The sequence below is a fragment of the Bacillus sp. FSL K6-0073 genome, assembly GCF_038006085.1.
Lineage (GTDB): Bacteria > Bacillota > Bacilli > Bacillales > Bacillaceae_G > Bacillus_A > Bacillus_A cereus.
In genome coordinates this window covers 166,605-186,210 of record NZ_JBBOUN010000003.1, presented here as the reverse complement: position 1 = coordinate 186,210, position 19,606 = coordinate 166,605, and the positions used below count along the sequence as shown (strand labels likewise).

Genomic DNA, 19,606 nt, shown 5'->3' with positions numbered 1-19,606 from the left:
AGTATGAGTCCAACAAACGAACGATTCCAAAAAGTAAAAGAAGCGGTAAAAGATTTTTTCAATACAAATAATCAAGAAAAATTGAAAGAGTTTTTCTTGAAAAATACATATTCGCTTGAAGAAATGCAACAAGTGGTACAGGAGGTTCAAAAGGAGCAAGGTAGAGCTTTTTCTTATCAAATGCTTGATGAGTTAATGCAAGAGGCTACAGATGAGTCCGAGATTGCATTTTTTAAAGAGGCTAAAAGTAAGTTTCTGGTAAACCATGAGACGACAGAAGAAGAGATATTAATGTTGTCGAAGAAATATCCCAGAGAACCTACTGATTTATCAAATGTAACAATTATCAACAAAGCAACTCCCAAAAAAGAAAATAAGTTAAAAAAAATAATGACTTCAATTGGTATTTCTGTCTTGGTTATTATAGGATTTCTATGTACTATGTTTTGGCTCTATAATTTGTCAAAAAATGAAATTAAGACTGCCAAAAAAAATGCGGATATTCGGCAGGACTTGGTTTCAAAGGAGCTTGGAATCTCTGTAGATGATTTTATGATGAATAAATCCACTCAACAAACAGGATTCATCGTAAAAACAAAGGATAATATCTATTTCGCTGATTTTAAACAAGAGAATACAGAAGACGCACCAGAGCTAATGGATTTGCGTCCTATAACCATGAGAGAAGCAGGGTATTTACAGGCTAACTAAACAGTTTTCATGAAGTTCTCAGATATCATGAGAGCTTTTTTTATACAAAAAAAGTGATAGAGCAAGGTCAAGCACCTAAAACATTCTTATATAAGATGTATATATCTAAAATTAAATATAGTCTGTTAGATAAGGGTGTGATAGTATGAAGAAAATCTTTGTTTTATTAATTCCAATCGTTCTATTGGCAGGATGTATGACTCCACAACCGCCAAAAAAAGCAGAACATAAAGACATTTTTGCTGAGTTAAATAAGAAACCAGATTTTAAGAAAGATTCAAGAATGCAGATTTTAGAACAGAATGATGTTCCATTTGAAGAGAAAAGCAATTTGTCTGAAATAACAATTTTGCAGGATAAAAAAACATACTGTAAATATGTTTATACCTATACAAAATCATCAGGTTCAGCAGGGGTGACAATGAATCCTCTTTATAAATCAGATGGAACCGTTGATTGCGATAAATAGTTTTATTCATAATCTGATAGGTAGTGTCAAACTGATTTAAAAGACTTTAGTAAATTATTTTTTACAAAGGTCTTTTTTTGTTATATAATATAGTTAAATAAATTGTACTTGTTTAGGGAATTAATGGAGGTTATTTTATGACAAATACAGATTTACGGGTAATAATAAGAAATAAGAATGGTGATAAAGAAATAGATGTTAATGAAATTCTTGTCGTATATACTGTTGCAAGTATCGCAGTGCATAAGGAATTAGAGGAAGAGTTAGCATCTTTATATAAAGAAAATCAACAGGATTGCATGATTGCATACAAAAACAGTCGCTTTTATGAAAATCCTTTATTTTCAACATATACAGCAATAGAAGAGAAAAAGATGAGAGAAGTTTTAGCTCTATATGCTTGGTATGAAGAGAAGGGTGAGGGGGATGCCTTTTTACGAAAGTTCATTAAGAAAGGATATAAGAGACTTAGTGATTATGTAGAAAGAAACCCAACCTTTAATATCAATCATTTTGTAGACTTTTACAGAGGAAGAAGTGATTCCTATTTATCTGAGTCTAAATTATTATTAGTCATTTCTTGTGTAATGTACTTATATGAGAAGAAACAAATAAATTGGCGTAGTATTGAGATTCAAGAACACTTCAGGAATGTTGTTGTAAATATCAATTCTATAGCCGTAACTGATAAAGAAATGTTAGAAGGTAGAGCAAAAAATCAGATTCCTGCATTATCCAAGTTTCAAGAAGTGACAGGCTGTAAATTTGGAAAAGTTGAAAATATAGATGATATGATAGTGAAAATGGAGGATAAACTACTTAAAGAATTAAATAAAGAGAAACCAATAAAAAGAATGGCACCAAATGAACTGTTTAATGAATTGTATAAGAGAGGTATGTATAAGTACATTAAACCTTTAAGTGGTGTATTGCGTTTGCAAAATCTAAATGATATGAATTTTTATGCTACAACTGAAATTACAAGAGAAGAATACATTGATATCTATCAAATGTTTTCCGCTTCAAAAGACAGAGGACGTTTGACCGATGAGGATTTTACGTTTTATTTGAGTGCATCACTATTAATTTGTATGATGGCGAAACAATATAAGGAGCTAAGAGACGAGTATCTAAATAAAGATGATTCTGCTTTATATCAAGCCATTGAAAAAGAAAAGCTTGCGAATGAAAAAGTAATCGAATTAACGAAAAAAGAAAAAGAATTCGAATCAAGAGAAAAAGAACTGAATGACAAAATCTCTGAACAAGAGGCGTATATTAAAGAATTAGAACGTAAATTAAAAGAAAAAGAAGAAACAGTAAAAGAAGATGAAATGCTTCGTAAAGAAGTAATCTCATTAAGAGAGTATGTATTTAAAGAGCAAGAACAAATAGAGCAAGAAGATATGGTAGAAGAAGATTATTCTGCTCAATTAGAAAATGCAAAAATTGCAATTGTCGGTGGCCATCAAAACTGGCATCAACGAATCAAGCAAGTTTATCCTGGTATTCGAACGATTCTACCTGATGAAAAAGGAATTGATTTATCATTCTTAAGCAACATGGATATTGTGTGTTTTGAGACATCCCATTCAAATCATGCCATTTATAGAAAAGCACTAAGTAATGTTAAGGATAAGGACGTTCATATCCACTATTTCAATGGTCAACGTAATATCAATGCTTTAGGGTTAGAATTAAGTAAACTGGTGTAATAAGAAAAAAAGCAGTGATTAAGTTCACTGCTTTTTTTTTATGCTTGTGTCTTCACTTCATAATTCCAACCTATTAAGACTTGAATCTTATATCCATCTTCAATTTTATGAATGAATTGAGGATGTTTCTTTAGATATTGAAGTAAGTCATCTTCTTGCTTTTCGATTTCAGATGTACGACTTTCTGATAGTTCTAAAGCTTCTAAGAAAGCATCATTTAAAGACACCTTTCTCGCTACTGTATCCATTTCGTGTTTAATTAATACCATCATCATGTATAATTCCTCCTAAAGTTCATTTCTTATAAAATACCTATTTGTAAAATCTATATATTATAGATGCTTTATCTCGTATTATTCGAAATGTTATGATGATAACTAAAGGATAAAGCAAAGGGGAAATGAGAATGCCGAACTTACATTGGGAAGCATTAGAGAAATTACAAATAGGGAGATATGGCGAATATTTTGCAAAAATGGAGTTTGCATCATATGGACTACAGGTATACTCTCCAGAAATTGATGACCACGGAATAGACTTTATTGTAAAAGATAGAAAAGGTAATTTTAAAGAAATTCAGGTAAAATCCCTAAGGGGTATGGGTTATGTCTACATGGAGAAAACCAAATTTGATATAACCAATAAACATTTATATCTTGCATTATTGGTTTTTGAACATGGGAGATTTCCAGATGTTTTTCTGATACCCGCAGAAGCGTGGTCTGAACCTAATGGTGTTTTTGTTGATAGAGGATATACTAAGCCTGGGCAAACATCAAAACCAGAGTATGGTGTAAATATTTCACAGAAAAATTATTCAATCCTTGAAATCTTTTCAATGGAAAATTCAGTTCAAGAATTTTTATAATAAGATATTTATTACTAAGAGGTAGATACGTTTATTGTATCTATCTTTTGTTTATGAAAAATAGATGTGATGAAGTGAGAATTTTGCTATAATACAATGGTTTATTAGGTTTATAATTAATGATTTAAATAAATGTAGGGGTTTAAAATGACAGAGGAAATGAGTATTCAATTAGAGAAAGGAACTGCGGTTCCAAATATAGAATTTATTCGAAAGAAATTCAATGAGAAGGGTTTAATATTGCTTACAAATCACTATATTGACCGTAAAAGCCCATTAAAATTCATTTGTTCCAATCATGGAACATTGGAAACAACTTGGGGTAAGTTTATTAGGAATATGGGTTGTCATGAATGTAAGGGAAAGACTGTTAGATGGGAAGATGTATACAAAGAGTTTAACAATAGAGGGTATCAATTAAAAACTAAAATATACATAAATAACAAACAAGAATTAGTTTTTGATTGTCCAGTACATAAAGAACAAGTTACAACATGGGCGAATTTTAGAAGGTCTAAGATAGGTTGTAAGAATTGTTCGAAGGAAAGAACAAACAAGAACATGGACACTAAACGTACAAAGCTCAATGAGAAGGATAAGCACATCGTAGGGGAAAGATTTTCTCGTTTATTGGTTATAAAAATTCATTCGATGGAAAAGAAAAAACCAACAAAATTCTTATGCAGATGCACTTGTGGTAAAGAAGTAATTACGACTCGATTTAAACTTGAATCTGAAAATACTCGGAGCTGTGGATGTATAAGGAAAGAAAGCAAAAAAGAGTGTATTACATTAAATGGCGAATCTTTAACGATGAAAGAATGGGCACAATACTTCAAATTAAGTCAAAAAAAATTAAAGCAATTATTATCACAAGGTTATGATTATGAAGAGTTAAGAACTACCTGTAATAGATTATATAAAAACCAAACAGATAAGAAAAAAGTGATATTACATATTAAAGAAAAATTAAAAGAGTTCAATAAAGCCTTTGAGTGTACTAATATAGCAAAACAAAATTGTCTGATTCTAAACGAACAAAAGGTTCTTATTAAATATGCAATTGGAAATAGCAATAACAAAGGATGTTTTAACTTAACGCAAACCCCCAGAAGAAATGGGGAGTTATATGATAATGAAATTGTATTAGCCAATGGACGAATACGCAAGCAGTATCATATGTCTTATTCCCATATCATATTTGTTGTAGACAATAAAGGAAGGTATGACTGTTGGATAATTCCAACGCATCGAATAAGTGATGAGTTACAATCTATTTCTTTCTCTCCTTACAGAAATGGAAAATATGATAGTTACAGAGAAAACTGGAATGTAATATGAAAGTAAATTACATTTATATATATTGTATATACTGTATATAATGCATAAATAATATATAAAAAAGGTATTTTAAAAAATTAATTCAAAGGAGAATTTATATGACTTTATATGATTTAATCGAACTTTCAAATGCGGGTCATCTGAGAAGAAATCTGGGGGATAATTGGGAATATGAACTTACTAAAAATGGGTTCAATATTACTTATAAAGATGATTTTGGTGGTATTATCGTAAAAATATTTGAAGGAACAGAAGAAGAAGACTATAACAAACCTATACATGTCTATCGTATTTTTAATGGTTCTGAAGAAACAATATTTAATGGTTTTGAACAAAGAGCGAGAACAACACTGTTAGAGAATAGTCATTGGGGTGTAAGTCAGCGTATGAAGTATATTTTTGGATTTTAATAGGGTAAGAAGGTAGACCATTTAGTTATTATACTAAATGGTCATTTTTATTGTGATGAAAATGAGGATGACAAACATTCCGCATTTTATTGACTATAGTTAATAAAAATAGTAAAATCAACTTTATAATTTAAAATAAAGGATGATTCAATTTGTATAGGAAAATTACAATCGAGGAAATTAAGGCGAAATTTGAAGAATCTGGATACGAATTGTTAACAAAGGTATATAAAAATAACAGACAGCCTATAAAATTCAGATGTAAGTTGCACGGAGTTAAAGAGGTGGAATGGGGGAACTTTAGACGTGTAGACGTTGGTTGTTCTGAATGCCGAAATCAATTTAGGAGAAAAAAAGAAAAAGGGGTACCAATAGGTACAAAGCAAATTTTTATTATTGATGAAATAAAAGAAAAGATTGAAAAGTCTGGGTACGAATTATTAACAAAAACATATACGGGTAAAGAGCAATTTATAAAATTTAAATGTAAAACACATGGAATCAAAGAAGTGAGATGGTCAAATCTTAGACGATTAAAAATCGGATGTCCTGAATGTAGGAAGCAACATAGAAAAGAAAGAGGTAAGAAATACACGAAAGTAGATTTAAATGAGAAAGAAAAAAAACTTGTTGGGAAGAAATATTCTCGTTTGGAAGTGTTAGGATTTCATTCAGTCTATAAAGATGGCAGAACTTTATTTGAATGCCAGTGTGATTGCGGAAAGAAAACTTTCGCAAGTGAAAGTCAGTTGTTTAGGAAATTGAAACAAAGCTGTGGTTGTATCAGGAAGCGCCCTCGAAAACTCTTAGAGCTAAATGGTGAGCTTAAATCAATTAATGAATGGTCTGCTTATTTTGGCATTTCCAAATCCACATTTCAAAAGTATATTGCGAAGGGCTATACATATCAAGATTTATATTATAAAAAGTTAAACAAGAAAAGCTACTCGAAAAAGCTACAAAATAAAGATATGAATTATATTTTAAATAAGTTGAAGCAGATTTACCCTGAGGTTGAAAAGATAAAGCATAGAAGACATGACTTAGAAGTTTGTGGCAAGAGAATCTTAATTAAATATGCGAATGCAAATGAAAAAGGCAGAGCAAGTTTTACATATGTACAAAGGCAACGAATAAACAAAGAAATTTATGAAAATGAAACGGTATTAAAAAACGGGAAGATAAAAGATATCAATGAACAAAGCTGTGATTATGTGTTGTATCTTGTGTCGAATGGAGCTGAGTATAATACTTGGATTATTCCCATTGAAGATATTAGAGAAGATGCACAAGGCGTTTCATTGGCAACAGGAAGAAGAAGTAAGTTTAGTATATATGAAGAATCTTGGGATTCCATTTTTATAGATGAATTCGAGCAAATAGAATTGACTAAAACCGCCTAATATTATAGGTGGTTTTTTTATGTCATTTTTACCAACAACGAATAAGTAGGATTCTTAGAATCTAAAATAAATGGAATATATAAAACAGGTAATTTAAAAAATTTATTAAAAAGGTGGATTCTTATTATGAGTGAAGCAGTATATGATGTTGTAACAGAAAATATTATCAAAAAGTTAGAAGAAGGTACAATTCCTTGGAGAAAACCTTGGGTAGGTGAAGCAGTTGCAGTGAATTGGAAAACGCAAACTCCTTATCGTGGTATTAATCAATTTTTATTATCAAGTGGGGAATATGCAACGTATAAACAAATTAAAGAAGCAGGTGGAAGAATTAAAGAAGGAGAAGGTAAGAAATATAGTATCGCAGTATTATGGAAATGGATTAAGAAAAAGGGAAAGAAAGATGAAGAAAATGAAGAGGACACATATCCATTATTACGTTATTACAGAGTTTATGAAATTAATACGCAATGTGAGGGGTTAGAAAGTAAGCGAGTAAATGAATCTTTTGAGCATGACCCTGTAGCAGAAGCTGAAAAATTAATTGAAGACTTTATGAATAAACCAGATATGACTTATAATCCTGGTTCGGCATTCTATCGCCCATCAATGGATGTCGTAAATGTACCACCAATGAAACATTTTCCGAATGTAGATGGGTTTTATTCTACATGTTTTCATGAATTGGTTCATTCAACAGGTCATAAAAGTCGCTTGAATCGACCAGGTATCGTAGAACAGGCTAACTTTGGTGATGAAGTATATTCCAAAGAGGAGCTTGTTGCTGAACTTGGTGCATCTATGCTATCTGCAATTGCAGGTATTGATAATAGTACATTTGAAAACAGTGCGTCATATTTAAAAGGTTGGTTAGGAGCATTAAAAGGTGATTCTCGTTTAATTGTACAAGCAAGTGCCCAAGCACAAAAAGCTGTAGATTATATTCGAGGAATTAAATATGAAAATTAAGCCGAATCTTTTGATTTGGCTTTTCTTACACACATTACAAAGTTATGAAGATAACTTTCAAAGAGGAGAAATAGAGAATGGAACAGTTCGTTGGAGCAAAGAGATTAAAACCACTAAATGATTTTATTTTTAAAAAGATTTTTGGTGAAAACACGGATAAAGACTTATTAATTGGATTTTTAAATTCAATTGTATCGTTCCGTATTGAAGATATTGAAGTAAGAGAAGAAAAGCTTACAAAGGAATCCTTAGTAGAGAAACAAGGGATTTTGGATATTAAAGCTATTACAAGTAAAAAGGAGAGGATTAATGTAGAAGTTCAACTGCTTAATCAGTATAATATGGTTCATCGAACTTTATTTTATTGGTCTAAACTATACACAGAAAACTTCAAGTCTGGACAAAACTTCAAAGAATTATCCAAAACAATTACCATCAATTTGTTAGGATTTGAAATGTTGGAGTTAGAATCATATCGTTCAACGTTCCATTTGTATGAGGATACTGAAAAATGTATTTTGACTGATTTATTGGAAATTCATTTCATAGAATTGCCTAAGTTTGATAAAATAGAGAATAAAGATTATTCAAACCCACTTCACAGATGGTTATTGTTCTTGAAAGAGGATGTACCTACCGAGGAATTGGAGGTGTTACGAGGAATGGATGGATTAATTAATAAAGCAGATAACAAATTAAATTATCTAAGTGCAGATGATGAAGTAAAGAGAGAATATGAGTTGCGTGAAAAACATTTATCAGATGAAAAGACTCGTATTGAAGGTGCGAAGGCAGAATCGAAAAAAGAAGGAATTAAAGAAGGTAAGGAAGCTAAAGCAATTGAAATGGCAAAAAAAATGTTGAAAAAGAATAAGTCAGTAGAAGAAATAGCAGAATTCACAGAATTAGATATGGATGTCTTAGAAAAATTAAAACAGAATCTAAATTAATTACACTACCTACTCATTAATTGAGTAGGTTTTTGTCTATATCAATATATGGTAAAATAATGTAAAAAAAGAACGGTGTTGATAATTGATGGATATAAATAATACAAATAAAGTACAAAAGCCATAGAATTACTTAAAGAAACAACTGATGTAATGGATATCAGTGAACAAACTGGTCTCAAAAAAGAAACTATTACCCTATTAATGGATTTGGATGCAGAAATGATAGAAAGAGTTATAAATAGTTTCTTGAATGATGAGGGTTATGTATTAGAAGAACCTTTTATTAATGAATTGAAAATGTCTATCGAATTAAGGGATGTTTTGAAAGAGTTGAAGAATGAATTGAATTGTTGTTGTGCTGAAAAATAACGGATTCTTTTAAAGAAGAGATAGTATCTCTTCTTTTTTTATTTCGTCTTTCAATAAAAATAATTTACTAAATAGAATATATGTTATATACTATAGTCAATTAAAAACGAATCGAAATAAAAGGGGTTGTACATCAAATGGTAGTAAATCTTAGCAAATTAAAAAAAGGTGACAAAATTAATGGTGTGTTTTTATTAAAAAACATAAATGAATCTATTGCACAAAATAAGAATCCTTATTTTAAGTTTAACTTAGCAAATAAAACAGGTTCATTAGAAACGATTTGTTGGTCTATTACGGAAGAACTTCGTACTCTTTTTGAAAAAGATTTTCCAGTCGCTCATTTAACAGGTGTGGTTACAGAATATGGAGATAAATTACAAGTGAAACTATCAACGATTAAAGAAGCTACGGAATTTAATAAAGGTGATTTAGTTGAAACGGTTGCTATGGATGGAGATATCATTCGTGCTGAAATTGAATCAACAATTGAGAACATGAAAGATAAAGAGATTAAATTAATTACAAAGACAATCTTTGAACCATGTAAGGAAAAATTCTACGAACATGTTGCGGCCAAGAAATTTCACCATGAGGTAGTTGGTGGCTTGGGATATCATGTGTACACGATGTTATTATCAGCCAAACAATTAGCTAAAATATATGGAGCCAATGAAGACTTACTTTGTGCAAGTATTATTCTACATGATTTAGGGAAATTAATTGAAATTGAGAATCCACTAAATCCCGCTTACTCAGTAGAAGGTAATTTACGAGGTCATATTGCTATTATGGATACAGCTATTCATAAAACAGTTGTAAAGCTTATTCAAGAAGAAAAGTTGGACAAGAACAGTGAAGTACCAATGCTACTATCACATATGGTTCTTAGTCATCATGGGCAATTGGAGTGGGGTTCACCTGTTGTACCAAAAGTAAAAGAGGCACTTTTACTACATTTTATTGATTCTATTGATGCGAAGATGTATCAGGTAAATAAACACTTACCAAGTGCTGAATCAGGGGCAATGTTTAACATTCCAGAAATGAGAATCGACTTCTATAAGCCTAAATACTGCTAAACAAATCATTAAGAAGGGTTCCTTTTAGGGACTCTTTCTTTTAGGGGGTATACATATGAGTAAACGGGTGTCGTCAATGCAAGAGAAAATTTTAGAATTCGCAAAGAACCTTATAGATAATCCTGATAGCTATGAACACCTATCTACAGTGGAGCGACAACAGTTATTTGCAATGAGTAAGCTATATGCATTAAGGAACCAAGCAGATGATGAGGAAGTGGATTCTATAGGTGATGCAATTTACGACATAACTGTAGATAAACAGATTTATTATCAGTATAAATTGTTATTTAAATTACTAAGAGAATTTTTAGGAGAAAAGAGTCTAAAAGACTCTTTATTAAAGAGTTCTGAATTATTATGTCTTGTTAAGGAAAAAGAATCAGAGATAAATAACAGAATTCAATTACAAGTAGAACATGTGGATGCTATGAGGAAGTTAGTAGAAACTTTTAAGCAAAATGAAAAGCAAGAAATCCAAGAATAGGAGATTTCGAGATATGAATAATCAATTGGTACTTATGCAAAATAATACTTTTTATGGATTAGTCGGAGAAGAAACAGAAGTTTATCTCAATGGTCATCCTATTTGTGTAGGAGATACTGTCAAAGTCATTTTAGAGCATAGTGATGTAGAAATAGTAAATGTAGTCTTTCAAGAAAAACAAGCCTTCAAGGTGATGGGAATTCATTCTGCACCTATTGAAAAATTAAACATTGTTGAAATTTGTAAGAGCCATACCTCTCTACAAGCAGGTGACCAATTAAAGTTTCGATTAAGTGACATAACAACGCTTGGATATCAATTAGATGTTACTGCTGTTAAAACTTCAAATGAATGAAGAAGGAAGTGAGTCTTAATGGGATTTGTTAAAACGCAAATTTATTTTAGAGAAATGATAAATGCAATAGTTTTCCTGCAAGATAAAGAAAAACGAGCAATTCAGAAAGATTTTCGAGAACAAGGTTTATTTATATCTTTCAAGGAAGCAGAAGCGATTTGGTATACATATGGGTTAAATCATAGTGATTCAATTTGGAAGTCGTATAAAGAAGAAAAACAAAACATGGATATTAAAGAACTTATGGATATTTATGTTGAAATGTCTGAAGTAGAAAAAGATAGGAAGAAAAAATTCAGAAAAACTATCTAAAAAATAGATAATATGGAGGATTAACCGAATGATACCCTTTAATTTAAAAAAAGATGATTATAAAAATCACCCATTGGACGGAAAATACGGAACTATCATAACAAATTCCATTTATGCGAATTGTCCTGTCACAATCGTTGATAACCATGAGGAAGTCATAAATGGGAAATATACAAAAACCCCTGCATTATGCTTATTACATTTATCAGAAGATGTAAGACAATACATGTCATTACGATTATTTGATGATTTCTTATACAAGAGCTTTGTTTTTGATAAATCATTTTATCGAATATATGAATATAAAAAAGAAACATTATCAGATGAAAAGATAATTGAGATATTAAAAAACGTTTTTTACCTTATTCAACCAACTTTACAAAGCCATTCATTAGTAGGTTCAAAAAGTAAACAATTAGAGGATGACCCTAACTATTATGAAGGTTATTATGTGTTAAATGATGAGGAAGAATATACAATTTTAAAATGCAGAGATTCATATAAATTCTATAAAGGTAGAAAGACATATTATCCAAATTGGGAAAATACACAAGATGAAGACCTTCTATATGAAGGGCTAATTAATTTTGATATTTACAAGATTTCTATCGAAGTAGAGCAATTAAGAGGACGTATTGTGAGATATACGAATCAAATATTAGATGATGAGCATGATGATTCTATTCAAAAATACAAGGATTTGAAAAAACAACTTGAAGCGTCTTTGAAAGAAGTTGTTAATCTATAAAAACGTTTAAATACATAGAAGGGGAATTATGAAATGCAAAGTGAATTTTTAAAACAAGCAACTGTTTTTGATACAGCAAAACTCTACCCAGGAATCCCTATTTATCTCATTGAACCACCTGGTAATATTGGGGAGCCTCAACGAGTATATAATTGTTTAATAAAAGCTGTTACTCCAACTGAACTTACAATTGTTCGCATTAATTACGATGATGAAGTAGAAGAGAATACATATCCTGTCGGCTATTTTGAGGGTGTTGGGGCAAGAAAGATAGAATTTACTCCAAAAAGGGAAAAAGAGAAGTCATAATCTGTTACTAAGACTCGAAATACAGGTAGCAAGTTATAACATTCGATTTTTAGTTATAACATCTCAAATGTTATAACTTGATTTTGAAATGTTATAACTTACTTTCAACGTACTGTAATCAATTCATACCGATAATTTAAAAAATGCTAATAGGAGGATATTAAAAATGAGCAAGAAGAACCTTTATCGAGATAAAAAAGAAGGGAAAATCCTTATATTAACATCTATAGGTCTTTCAGGGATTAGTGGGGAGTTTATAGATACTTTAGGTACTCCGTATCGTGCAGGTTTTGAGTATTTAGATTATATGGGGTGTATTTCAAAAAAAGAAGAAATCGAATTGTCTTATTTATATTTAGACGGTTATCGTTATCTTACAAAAGAACAAGATGGGAAAGTAAAGCTATGGAGAAATCTTCCTAAACGCTTTAAATTAGCAAAAGGAAGCTTCTGGACAGTGCAAGAAGGAGTATCGTATGAAGGGGATTGGTGTCGTCCTACACACGGAGATTATGACTTTACGAAGTGGGAAGATGCTCCTATCGCTATTAATGAGATTGTAGATGTGAGAATGTATTAAATAATTGTAAATAAGCAATACATAATGTAAAAGCAGAGAACAAATGTTGTCTGCTTTTTTATATTAGATGCAAACTATTAATATAATGTATAGATAATATAAAACCAGGTATAAGAAATTATAATTTATAAAGGAGAATGTACAAATGAATAAATTAGGTAAATCTTTAACAAAAGCAGAGACTATAGAATTGCAATATTTCTATTTAAGTGGATGTCGATATATTACCAAGGGAGGCTTTAATTACACTTCCGTATGGAGAGTGAAACCAACATTGCAAAAAAAACATTCTTTCGATGTTTGGAGAGATGAATGTGATATTCATCCAGAAGGTGAATTTGCGAAATTTGGAATGTATGAATCTATCACTTTGGAAGATGGACCAATCTTGATTTCAGATTTAGTAGATATTTCAGAGCTAAATGCATAGAAAATCACGCAAGATGTAAACTCTACTATTAAGGCTAATTATTACTTATTTGCACCAAAAGATAAAAAGTTCTCTCTTTAGAGAGCTTTTTCTTATAAAACAGTAAATTTATTAAGAAAAAATGCGTAAAATAGTCTATCAAATTTATGATTGGGGGAATGTATGTGTCTGACTATTTTCAGAGAAATATGATTGAAATTGTGAAAAATGAAGAAGTATATGAGTATCGTATAAAAGGGAATGTGCCACTTCCTACATATCCTATGATAATGCATATAATTGAATCCTGGTTATTGGATTATCGTTTTAAGGACAGAAAAGAAGCAGAGAAGGAGTTACGACCTTTTATAATGTGTTTAAAACAATATTCATTAAACACTAATGAAATAAAGAAATATTGTATGTACAACGGAATACCTTGGGCAGAGGATGAAGTTGAAAACAAAAATACATTATTAGAAATAGGGATAGAGTATATAAAGGAAATAAGCCTTTGGATTTTACCAAATCGTATTCACCAAAAAGAAACGTACTTGTTATGCTCTTAATGGATAAAGTGCTTATAAAATTATTATGTTAACAAATAACGGATGGAGAAATATAGCTTGGATGTTTAAGTTCTTCATCGAATGTATTCAAATTTAAGAATATCTTTGTTATTCCTTATAGTTGATTATATAAATAATAAAAGACACTGGAAACGAGCCAGTGTCTTTTTAGAGTTTATAAAACTCCGTAATAATGTGAAACATTATATATTCTGTTATTTCCAGTTAAACCTTTATAGAAGTTGATGCTGTCTTTATACCAAGTTTTCTTTGAACTCTTATAGTGATATAAATTCCAACGAAGAGTGAAGTTATTCGAAGAAACTGCCCCCAATATTCCAGCCGCTACTGTTACTCCAGCCGTTTTACCAGGACTTTTCTTGAAAACTGTAGCAATAAGAATTGCTCCTAATGTGACTGCTGTAGCTGAAATGACATTAAATGAACCTTCGTCATAATACTTAAAGTCATAGACACCGCCACCTTTATCTGAACCAATAGTTAAATCATTAAGCTGTGGTGCCATAACTCTTTCTTTAGTAACTACATTGTTTGCAACCAATTGGCCATCAAGAGTAACTTCACCTTTATTCATGTCATAAATGGCTACGTTTCGTTCCTCTCCTTCACCAAAAGCGAATTCTCGGATTCCTTTGTCTAAGTCCTCCTTGAATTCATAGTTGTAATCGACTCCTTCAAGTGTGAACGTTCCTTTACCACCAATATCATCATTGTTTTTTGGTGGAAGTGGGATAAAGTTTTTCTGAGATGAGGTGTTAGTTTGGTTATGAATATTTCCAACATTTTCTTCTGCACTCGCAACAGTTGTAAAGCTTCCCAAAAGCAAAGTAGCGACAGTAGTGTTAGCCAATATTTTCTTTATTTTCAAATTAATACCTCCCTTTCAAATAATACTATACAATATCTCCCAGTATTAATCTACCATTTTTTTGGAATTTTTTAAATAATTTGTTATAATTGGTTTAGTAATAGTAAAGGAGGGACTTAAATGAACGAGAAGATTATTAAGCGAATTCACTATATAAGTTTAGTAGCAATAATATTGTTGATTATTCCTTCTGGTCTAAATCCATTTTATTTTAGTATTTTCTTTTTAGTTTTAGGAGTGAATATGATTAATGGAGGATTAGGAGTCTATGAGCAGTCGAAGAAGAAGCATATCGTTCCGATAATATGTGGAGTAGTTGCAATAGGGTTTGGAATATATAGATTAGTCTTCTGATAGTTGATGCGGAGTATTTTTGAAATTAAAATACTCTGCATTTTTTGTAGTTATCACAGGTGATTTATATGGTCTTTTATTTCAAGAATATATAAAATTTCACATACCGTAATTGTAATTAAAAAATAAACAATAGCAATAAGCTTACAATTTCTTGCTTTGTGTTACAATGAATAAATAAATTTACAGTTTATTATACATAGGGGGCTTGATTTTTAATGAGTACCGAAAACTTTGATTTTGAAACAGAATTTAAAAAAGCAACTGCTTCTTTAAATGGTGAGGCATCCGCATCTGTGTTAACATTTGCTCAAATGGGTGTGTTTATTAAAAGTGGCATAAAAGATATGGAAGACGCACGAGAATCTATTATGGAAGAACTTCAGGACATGCTTGATTCTTTTACATATACACAATTAATGACTTTATACATGATGGGAATGCAATTTAAAAGAGATTATGATTCAGCTTTAATAAGAAAAAACAATAGAGAAAATAAAGGATTAACTATTGCAAATAAAGAAACTGAGATTAAGGAAAAAACTATTTACGATGAAGGATATAATAATGGATTAATAAAAGGAATTGAACGTGGAAAGAAAGAAGCAGAAGTAAGACAAACTGAAATTGGTTTTAAAACAGCATATGAAAAAGGATACAAAGAAGGATTTCAAAAAGGAAAAGAACTACGCATTAAAGAACTAAAAAAAATGAGAGAATGGGAGTGATTTGCATGAATAAAAAGAGGGAGGAAACAATGAAGAAAATTGAAAATATAGTTGAACCTTTCGATGGAGAAATTCAAGCCTCTTTACTTATGCAAACTTATATGAATGTGTTTATTAATAAGGGATTGGATGATTCTTTTCAAGGAAGAGAAGCACTAAAAGAAAAGATTCAACGACTTATTGATGATTTGTCTTTTTACAAACTATTGTCTATTCTTCCTCTTATTGTGAATATGTCTAATAATCTTGGAGAATCATTGACCAAAAGACAAGAGGTTGACGATAACCAATCTGCTTTAGAAGAAAAACTATTACATAACCTTGTATCTTCAGGGATAAATGGAAGTTATGAGGATGGCTATAGAAAAGGAATGGAAGATTTCAAAAACATGTTTGCAGAAACAGAGCTGAAGAAAGAATTTAAATTTGCTTATCAAAAAGGTTACCAAGAGGGATTAGAAAATAATCGTGCGTATCAAAAAGGAATAAGAGAGGGGGAACGTTTACAAAGCAAACAAAAAAAGAATCTGTATGAAGAGGCGTATAATGATGGTTTTGAAAAAGGGAAAGAGCTTCGTATAAGAGAGCTTAAAAAAATGCGGGGATGGGAGTAGGGAATTATAAGATATGAGAGAATAATGGAATTATAAAAAAGACAAGTAACTAATTACTTGTCTTCAATAGCCAAATTATCTTTACTAAGCCCTTTTAGTTCTTTTCCACATAATAAAGTTTTAACATTCATTATAATAACGCCCCCTTTTTTTGAATTTATCTTTCCGAATATTATGACCTAAAGGTATAAAACACCAAATGGAACCTCTGCAATTACTTAATCTTCTTCTAATAAAGCATTAATAACATCCGAGTAATTCCATTCTTCCGCTTCGTTTTAATAACCTTTGCTTTTTCTTTTAATTCCTCTAAATCTGTATCAACTTTCACCAGTAATACTGCCTGTACATCTAAAGTTTCCTCATCAGCAAGTAAAAATGTTTTGTTCATTATAAATCTCTCCTCATTTAGTTAATTATTTTAAATACCTGTTTATATGAATTTATTTATTAGATGGTGTTTCTGTGTATATATAATAAATTCCCCTTATCGAACGTTTCTTTTTTATGACATGTAGCTGTAGCAAATATAATACTACATACGAAAATATGACCATGAAAGGAAGGGATACGTTATGTACTGGATACTCAACACCGAAGAAGAAGTAAATGAAGTAAAAGCACTATTGAATATATTGAACGACTATACACAAAAAATGCAAAATGCAGGTGAGAAATCGCTTAAACAAAAGATAAAGCAGGACTTAAAAAAAGAATTGAAAGATAGGGGACCAGTTTTGATATTTGATTTAATAAACAGGATTGGCAATCAACTGCATATACCTATTGCTATATATCGTAAAGTAGCGAGTAAAAATAAAGACAAAACAACATTGAATAGAAAATTAGCCTATGAATATGCAAAAAAACTAATTCGTGACACTGCGGTAGAAAATGCAGAAACACAAGAGTTAGAAATGAAAGATATGAACAAAGAAGAATTAATCGTTATGACTACTTTTATCTACATGTTTTATGACATAGGCAATGTAAAAGAGTCCATTAAAGATGCAAAAGAAGTTGCTATGATTCACATAAAGAAAAGATTTGAAATCACGTGGAAAACGAAGATGTATTGGAAACTTAAATTAGTTGATATACTTGAAGGTCTTAAATCTAAATAATATTTATATCGTTAACAAAAATCGTTACCGTATAACTGATTGTTATGAACATAACTTTTGATTAATTTTATATCCTGAAATGAATCATTTTATTATATGTAAAGTGATATAATAGTCCTAAAAACAACATCATATTAGGGAATGAGGAATCGTAATATGTGGATTGTATTAAGGTTATTTATCGTATGTATTGTTTTATTCTTAATTAAGAAGAGTAATCTAAGTTTTTATCAAAAATATCAAGGAGCATTTGATTCGCAACCTGGAGATTTTACAATGGTAAAGATGGCGTTTGAAACAGTAGATAACGTATGGTATTCGATTAACAAAAAAGATTTTAAATCAATCCCTTACGAGGGTGTTTTTGCCCAAATACCCGAAACAGGGGATTTGGCTTAATTCATTAGAAATTTATACATCATGTCAAAAAGTACACATTTTCGAATCCCAACCCTATAAATTTGCTATAATTATACTGGAAGTTTTATACATAAAAATGAAGGGAGGAAATTAATTGGGACAAGTACGTGTTGACCCAGATAAATTAGAAGCATCTGCGAATTCCATGTCACGAAATAGAGAAGATATGGAAAGAGTAATTCGAGAACTTTTACAAGTCACGTTCGAATTACAGATGTCTTGGGAAGGGATGGCGAATCAACGGTTTTTCGATGAATTTTTCTCAAAAAAGAGGAGTATGGATGATTTAGTTAAGCATTTACATCATACTGAACTCGAACTAAAGAAATCGGCCAGAACATTCCGTGAAGTTGATGAAAAAGCGTATGGGAATTTCAATCTACTCAGTAATCTATCAGATGCCTTTCTGCGAGGAAGCGGGAGAGCTACAGGGGACACTGTTTTTAATCCGTTAATAAACGCGTGGAAACAAACATCCGGCTTTTTCGGACACTTAGTTGACAATCCAATGGAAGCAATGGAAGATGCAAAATATGGACTTAGGGACATTGTGGAGAGTTCTATTGATGATACGAAAGAGGAATTTAGAGATAAATACGAATTTATTAAAGATATGAGGAATAATCCTATTGGAGCCTTGAAACATGAGTGGGACGAGGAATTCCAAAAGATGCATGCTATGCGAAATGTTTTGTCAGATTGGTATGTAGAGAACATAGAATATGGAAATGCAGAAAGTATCACAGAATCGATAGCATACGGAGCGACTACTTTAGCGTTTTTGGGGCTTGTTACAAGAGGTACTGGTGCTGTAGGCAATGGTGCGAGATGGGGAAGAAGTTTACCTTCTATGTCTGAATTTCAATTAGGAAGTCGTTTGGAAACTGCTTATGCCTATGGTAAGATGAATTATAAAATAGATACTATTAAGCCTTTAGATACATATTGGTTTGCAAAAACTTCAAGTGCAGTAAAAAGAAATACACCAGGTGCAGTGACTTCAAGTTTTAACCTTGAACGGAGTTTAGGTACTCAAAAAAAGCTAATGTACAATGATGGTGCTATTGGTGTTATTCCACAAGAAGTTCGAGAAAAATTAATAGGAAGAGAATTTAGTTCGTTTGATGAATTTAGAAAAGAGTTTTGGAAAACCGTTGCTGAATCAAGTTATGCGGAAGAATTTAATCGCATGAACAAGATGAGGATGATGGAAGGTAAAGCACCTTATACTCCAGAATCACAGCAATATGGAGAACACAAAGTATATGTCTTACACCACAAACAACCCATTCATCAAGGTGGCGATGTCTATAACCTTGATAACTTAATCATTGTATCTCCTAAGATTCATCAAACCATATTAGATCCTTCTTATCATTTTGGGAAAAAAGGGCTATAAATTATAGGGGGAAGATAAC

The 19,606-nt window shown here is 31.0% G+C and carries 28 protein-coding genes; 25 read left to right on the top strand and 3 right to left on the bottom strand.

The features are described from left to right. The first annotated feature begins 3 nt into the window (after positions 1-3). From MHB52_RS31915 to MHB52_RS31905, 3 genes are all read left to right on the top strand, one after another. Positions 4-711, top strand: coding sequence for a DUF3290 family protein (locus MHB52_RS31915; RefSeq protein ID WP_061662443.1), 708 nt, complete (start codon positions 4-6; stop codon positions 709-711). A gap of 145 nt (positions 712-856) precedes the next feature. After that, positions 857-1,180, top strand: coding sequence for a hypothetical protein (locus MHB52_RS31910; protein ID WP_061662444.1), 324 nt, complete (start codon positions 857-859; stop codon positions 1,178-1,180). A gap of 137 nt (positions 1,181-1,317) precedes the next feature. Continuing rightward, the gene (locus MHB52_RS31905; RefSeq protein WP_061662445.1) at positions 1,318-2,895 is read left to right on the top strand and encodes a hypothetical protein; all 1,578 of its coding nucleotides are present in this window, start codon (positions 1,318-1,320) and stop codon (positions 2,893-2,895) included. Between the two features lie 38 nt (positions 2,896-2,933). On the opposite strand, the gene MHB52_RS31900 is transcribed toward MHB52_RS31905, so the two are convergent. Beyond that, entirely contained in the window at positions 2,934-3,170 is a 237-nt protein-coding gene (locus MHB52_RS31900; RefSeq protein ID WP_061662446.1) for a hypothetical protein, read from the bottom strand. A 131-nt stretch (positions 3,171-3,301) separates the two neighbouring features. Between MHB52_RS31900 and MHB52_RS31895 the strand changes: the two genes are divergently transcribed. The 16 genes from MHB52_RS31895 to MHB52_RS31820 all read left to right on the top strand — a co-directional run bounded on the left by MHB52_RS31895 (position 3,302) and on the right by MHB52_RS31820 (position 14,059). Further along, the gene (locus MHB52_RS31895; protein WP_253703096.1) at positions 3,302-3,763 is read left to right on the top strand and encodes a DUF4365 domain-containing protein; all 462 of its coding nucleotides are present in this window, start codon (positions 3,302-3,304) and stop codon (positions 3,761-3,763) included. 147 nt (positions 3,764-3,910) lie between these two features. Beyond that, complete coding sequence (locus tag MHB52_RS31890) at positions 3,911-5,104, top strand: hypothetical protein (protein WP_061662447.1); 1,194 nt, start codon at positions 3,911-3,913, stop codon at positions 5,102-5,104. A gap of 98 nt (positions 5,105-5,202) precedes the next feature. Further along, a complete protein-coding gene (locus tag MHB52_RS31885; RefSeq protein WP_061662448.1) occupies positions 5,203-5,514 on the top strand; it encodes a hypothetical protein in 312 nt (103 codons plus the stop codon). A 152-nt stretch (positions 5,515-5,666) separates the two neighbouring features. Continuing rightward, positions 5,667-6,917 (top strand): hypothetical protein, encoded by a 1,251-nt coding sequence (locus MHB52_RS31880; protein WP_061662449.1) that lies wholly within the window; start codon positions 5,667-5,669, stop codon positions 6,915-6,917. 126 nt (positions 6,918-7,043) lie between these two features. After that, positions 7,044-7,886, top strand: coding sequence for an ArdC family protein (locus tag MHB52_RS31875; RefSeq protein WP_061662450.1), 843 nt, complete (start codon positions 7,044-7,046; stop codon positions 7,884-7,886). A gap of 77 nt (positions 7,887-7,963) precedes the next feature. Further along, positions 7,964-8,836 (top strand): Rpn family recombination-promoting nuclease/putative transposase, encoded by an 873-nt coding sequence (locus tag MHB52_RS31870; protein WP_061662451.1) that lies wholly within the window; start codon positions 7,964-7,966, stop codon positions 8,834-8,836. 153 nt (positions 8,837-8,989) lie between these two features. After that, positions 8,990-9,208, top strand: coding sequence for a hypothetical protein (locus MHB52_RS31865; protein WP_061662452.1), 219 nt, complete (start codon positions 8,990-8,992; stop codon positions 9,206-9,208). Between the two features lie 137 nt (positions 9,209-9,345). After that, positions 9,346-10,290 carry a 3'-5' exoribonuclease YhaM family protein gene (locus MHB52_RS31860; protein WP_061662453.1) on the top strand — a complete coding sequence of 315 codons (945 nt, stop codon included), beginning with the start codon at positions 9,346-9,348 and terminating at the stop codon, positions 10,288-10,290. Positions 10,291-10,345: 55 nt separating this feature from the next. Continuing rightward, positions 10,346-10,777, top strand: coding sequence for a hypothetical protein (locus tag MHB52_RS31855; RefSeq protein WP_061662454.1), 432 nt, complete (start codon positions 10,346-10,348; stop codon positions 10,775-10,777). A 13-nt stretch (positions 10,778-10,790) separates the two neighbouring features. Further along, positions 10,791-11,132 (top strand): hypothetical protein, encoded by a 342-nt coding sequence (locus tag MHB52_RS31850; RefSeq protein WP_061662455.1) that lies wholly within the window; start codon positions 10,791-10,793, stop codon positions 11,130-11,132. An 18-nt stretch (positions 11,133-11,150) separates the two neighbouring features. Next, positions 11,151-11,444, top strand: a complete 294-nt coding sequence (locus tag MHB52_RS31845; RefSeq protein ID WP_061662456.1) for a hypothetical protein — start codon at positions 11,151-11,153, stop codon at positions 11,442-11,444. Positions 11,445-11,472: 28 nt separating this feature from the next. Beyond that, positions 11,473-12,192, top strand: coding sequence for a hypothetical protein (locus tag MHB52_RS31840; protein ID WP_061662457.1), 720 nt, complete (start codon positions 11,473-11,475; stop codon positions 12,190-12,192). 33 nt (positions 12,193-12,225) lie between these two features. Then, positions 12,226-12,501 carry a hypothetical protein gene (locus MHB52_RS31835; RefSeq protein ID WP_061662458.1) on the top strand — a complete coding sequence of 92 codons (276 nt, stop codon included), beginning with the start codon at positions 12,226-12,228 and terminating at the stop codon, positions 12,499-12,501. Between the two features lie 166 nt (positions 12,502-12,667). Then, positions 12,668-13,081: a hypothetical protein gene (locus MHB52_RS31830; RefSeq protein WP_253703098.1), complete on the top strand. Its 414-nt coding sequence runs from the start codon at positions 12,668-12,670 to the stop codon at positions 13,079-13,081. A gap of 145 nt (positions 13,082-13,226) precedes the next feature. Further along, on the top strand, positions 13,227-13,511 hold the full coding sequence (locus tag MHB52_RS31825; RefSeq protein ID WP_061662459.1) for a hypothetical protein: 285 nt from the start codon (positions 13,227-13,229) through the stop codon (positions 13,509-13,511). Between the two features lie 158 nt (positions 13,512-13,669). Next, positions 13,670-14,059 (top strand): hypothetical protein, encoded by a 390-nt coding sequence (locus tag MHB52_RS31820; RefSeq protein WP_253703101.1) that lies wholly within the window; start codon positions 13,670-13,672, stop codon positions 14,057-14,059. 175 nt (positions 14,060-14,234) lie between these two features. On the opposite strand, the gene MHB52_RS31815 is transcribed toward MHB52_RS31820, so the two are convergent. Then, the gene (locus MHB52_RS31815) at positions 14,235-14,948 is read right to left on the bottom strand and encodes a hypothetical protein (protein WP_061662461.1); all 714 of its coding nucleotides are present in this window, start codon (positions 14,946-14,948) and stop codon (positions 14,235-14,237) included. Positions 14,949-15,068: 120 nt separating this feature from the next. Here MHB52_RS31815 and MHB52_RS31810 point away from each other — a divergent pair, with 120 nt between their 5' ends. From MHB52_RS31810 to MHB52_RS31800, 3 genes are all read left to right on the top strand, one after another. Beyond that, positions 15,069-15,302, top strand: a complete 234-nt coding sequence (locus MHB52_RS31810) for a hypothetical protein (protein ID WP_061662462.1) — start codon at positions 15,069-15,071, stop codon at positions 15,300-15,302. Positions 15,303-15,520: 218 nt separating this feature from the next. Further along, entirely contained in the window at positions 15,521-16,030 is a 510-nt protein-coding gene (locus MHB52_RS31805) for a hypothetical protein (protein WP_061662463.1), read from the top strand. A 29-nt stretch (positions 16,031-16,059) separates the two neighbouring features. Next, complete coding sequence (locus MHB52_RS31800) at positions 16,060-16,644, top strand: hypothetical protein (protein WP_154698617.1); 585 nt, start codon at positions 16,060-16,062, stop codon at positions 16,642-16,644. Positions 16,645-16,873: 229 nt separating this feature from the next. On the opposite strand, the gene MHB52_RS31795 is transcribed toward MHB52_RS31800, so the two are convergent. Further along, positions 16,874-17,035, bottom strand: a complete 162-nt coding sequence (locus tag MHB52_RS31795; RefSeq protein WP_154698618.1) for a hypothetical protein — start codon at positions 17,033-17,035, stop codon at positions 16,874-16,876. A 184-nt stretch (positions 17,036-17,219) separates the two neighbouring features. Here MHB52_RS31795 and MHB52_RS31790 point away from each other — a divergent pair, with 184 nt between their 5' ends. The 3 genes from MHB52_RS31790 (at position 17,220) to MHB52_RS31780 (ending at position 19,587) form a co-directional block, all read left to right on the top strand. Beyond that, a complete protein-coding gene (locus tag MHB52_RS31790; protein WP_061662465.1) occupies positions 17,220-17,768 on the top strand; it encodes a hypothetical protein in 549 nt (182 codons plus the stop codon). Between the two features lie 156 nt (positions 17,769-17,924). Beyond that, the gene (locus MHB52_RS31785) at positions 17,925-18,167 is read left to right on the top strand and encodes a hypothetical protein (RefSeq protein ID WP_061662466.1); all 243 of its coding nucleotides are present in this window, start codon (positions 17,925-17,927) and stop codon (positions 18,165-18,167) included. Positions 18,168-18,282: 115 nt separating this feature from the next. Further along, positions 18,283-19,587 carry a WXG100 family type VII secretion target gene (locus tag MHB52_RS31780; RefSeq protein WP_061662467.1) on the top strand — a complete coding sequence of 435 codons (1,305 nt, stop codon included), beginning with the start codon at positions 18,283-18,285 and terminating at the stop codon, positions 19,585-19,587. Positions 19,588-19,606: the final 19 nt, after the last annotated feature.

Excerpts from the sequence above, each read along its gene's own strand:
- MHB52_RS31915 (WP_061662443.1), top strand. The coding sequence starts at position 4 with ATGAGTCCAACAAACGAACGATTCCAAAAAGTAAAAGAAGCGGTAAAA.
- MHB52_RS31910 (WP_061662444.1), top strand. The coding sequence starts at position 857 with ATGAAGAAAATCTTTGTTTTATTAATTCCAATCGTTCTATTGGCAGGA.
- MHB52_RS31905 (WP_061662445.1), top strand. The coding sequence starts at position 1,318 with ATGACAAATACAGATTTACGGGTAATAATAAGAAATAAGAATGGTGAT.
- MHB52_RS31900 (WP_061662446.1), bottom strand. The coding sequence starts at position 3,170 with ATGATGATGGTATTAATTAAACACGAAATGGATACAGTAGCGAGAAAG.
- MHB52_RS31895 (WP_253703096.1), top strand. The coding sequence starts at position 3,302 with ATGCCGAACTTACATTGGGAAGCATTAGAGAAATTACAAATAGGGAGA.
- MHB52_RS31890 (WP_061662447.1), top strand. The coding sequence starts at position 3,911 with ATGACAGAGGAAATGAGTATTCAATTAGAGAAAGGAACTGCGGTTCCA.
- MHB52_RS31885 (WP_061662448.1), top strand. The coding sequence starts at position 5,203 with ATGACTTTATATGATTTAATCGAACTTTCAAATGCGGGTCATCTGAGA.
- MHB52_RS31875 (WP_061662450.1), top strand. The coding sequence starts at position 7,044 with ATGAGTGAAGCAGTATATGATGTTGTAACAGAAAATATTATCAAAAAG.
- MHB52_RS31870 (WP_061662451.1), top strand. The coding sequence starts at position 7,964 with ATGGAACAGTTCGTTGGAGCAAAGAGATTAAAACCACTAAATGATTTT.
- MHB52_RS31865 (WP_061662452.1), top strand. The coding sequence starts at position 8,990 with ATGGATATCAGTGAACAAACTGGTCTCAAAAAAGAAACTATTACCCTA.
- MHB52_RS31860 (WP_061662453.1), top strand. The coding sequence starts at position 9,346 with ATGGTAGTAAATCTTAGCAAATTAAAAAAAGGTGACAAAATTAATGGT.
- MHB52_RS31855 (WP_061662454.1), top strand. The coding sequence starts at position 10,346 with ATGAGTAAACGGGTGTCGTCAATGCAAGAGAAAATTTTAGAATTCGCA.
- MHB52_RS31850 (WP_061662455.1), top strand. The coding sequence starts at position 10,791 with ATGAATAATCAATTGGTACTTATGCAAAATAATACTTTTTATGGATTA.
- MHB52_RS31845 (WP_061662456.1), top strand. The coding sequence starts at position 11,151 with ATGGGATTTGTTAAAACGCAAATTTATTTTAGAGAAATGATAAATGCA.
- MHB52_RS31840 (WP_061662457.1), top strand. The coding sequence starts at position 11,473 with ATGATACCCTTTAATTTAAAAAAAGATGATTATAAAAATCACCCATTG.
- MHB52_RS31835 (WP_061662458.1), top strand. The coding sequence starts at position 12,226 with ATGCAAAGTGAATTTTTAAAACAAGCAACTGTTTTTGATACAGCAAAA.
- MHB52_RS31830 (WP_253703098.1), top strand. The coding sequence starts at position 12,668 with ATGAGCAAGAAGAACCTTTATCGAGATAAAAAAGAAGGGAAAATCCTT.
- MHB52_RS31825 (WP_061662459.1), top strand. The coding sequence starts at position 13,227 with ATGAATAAATTAGGTAAATCTTTAACAAAAGCAGAGACTATAGAATTG.
- MHB52_RS31820 (WP_253703101.1), top strand. The coding sequence starts at position 13,670 with ATGTATGTGTCTGACTATTTTCAGAGAAATATGATTGAAATTGTGAAA.
- MHB52_RS31810 (WP_061662462.1), top strand. The coding sequence starts at position 15,069 with ATGAACGAGAAGATTATTAAGCGAATTCACTATATAAGTTTAGTAGCA.
- MHB52_RS31805 (WP_061662463.1), top strand. The coding sequence starts at position 15,521 with ATGAGTACCGAAAACTTTGATTTTGAAACAGAATTTAAAAAAGCAACT.
- MHB52_RS31800 (WP_154698617.1), top strand. The coding sequence starts at position 16,060 with ATGAAGAAAATTGAAAATATAGTTGAACCTTTCGATGGAGAAATTCAA.
- MHB52_RS31795 (WP_154698618.1), bottom strand. The coding sequence starts at position 17,035 with ATGAACAAAACATTTTTACTTGCTGATGAGGAAACTTTAGATGTACAG.
- MHB52_RS31790 (WP_061662465.1), top strand. The coding sequence starts at position 17,220 with ATGTACTGGATACTCAACACCGAAGAAGAAGTAAATGAAGTAAAAGCA.
- MHB52_RS31785 (WP_061662466.1), top strand. The coding sequence starts at position 17,925 with ATGTGGATTGTATTAAGGTTATTTATCGTATGTATTGTTTTATTCTTA.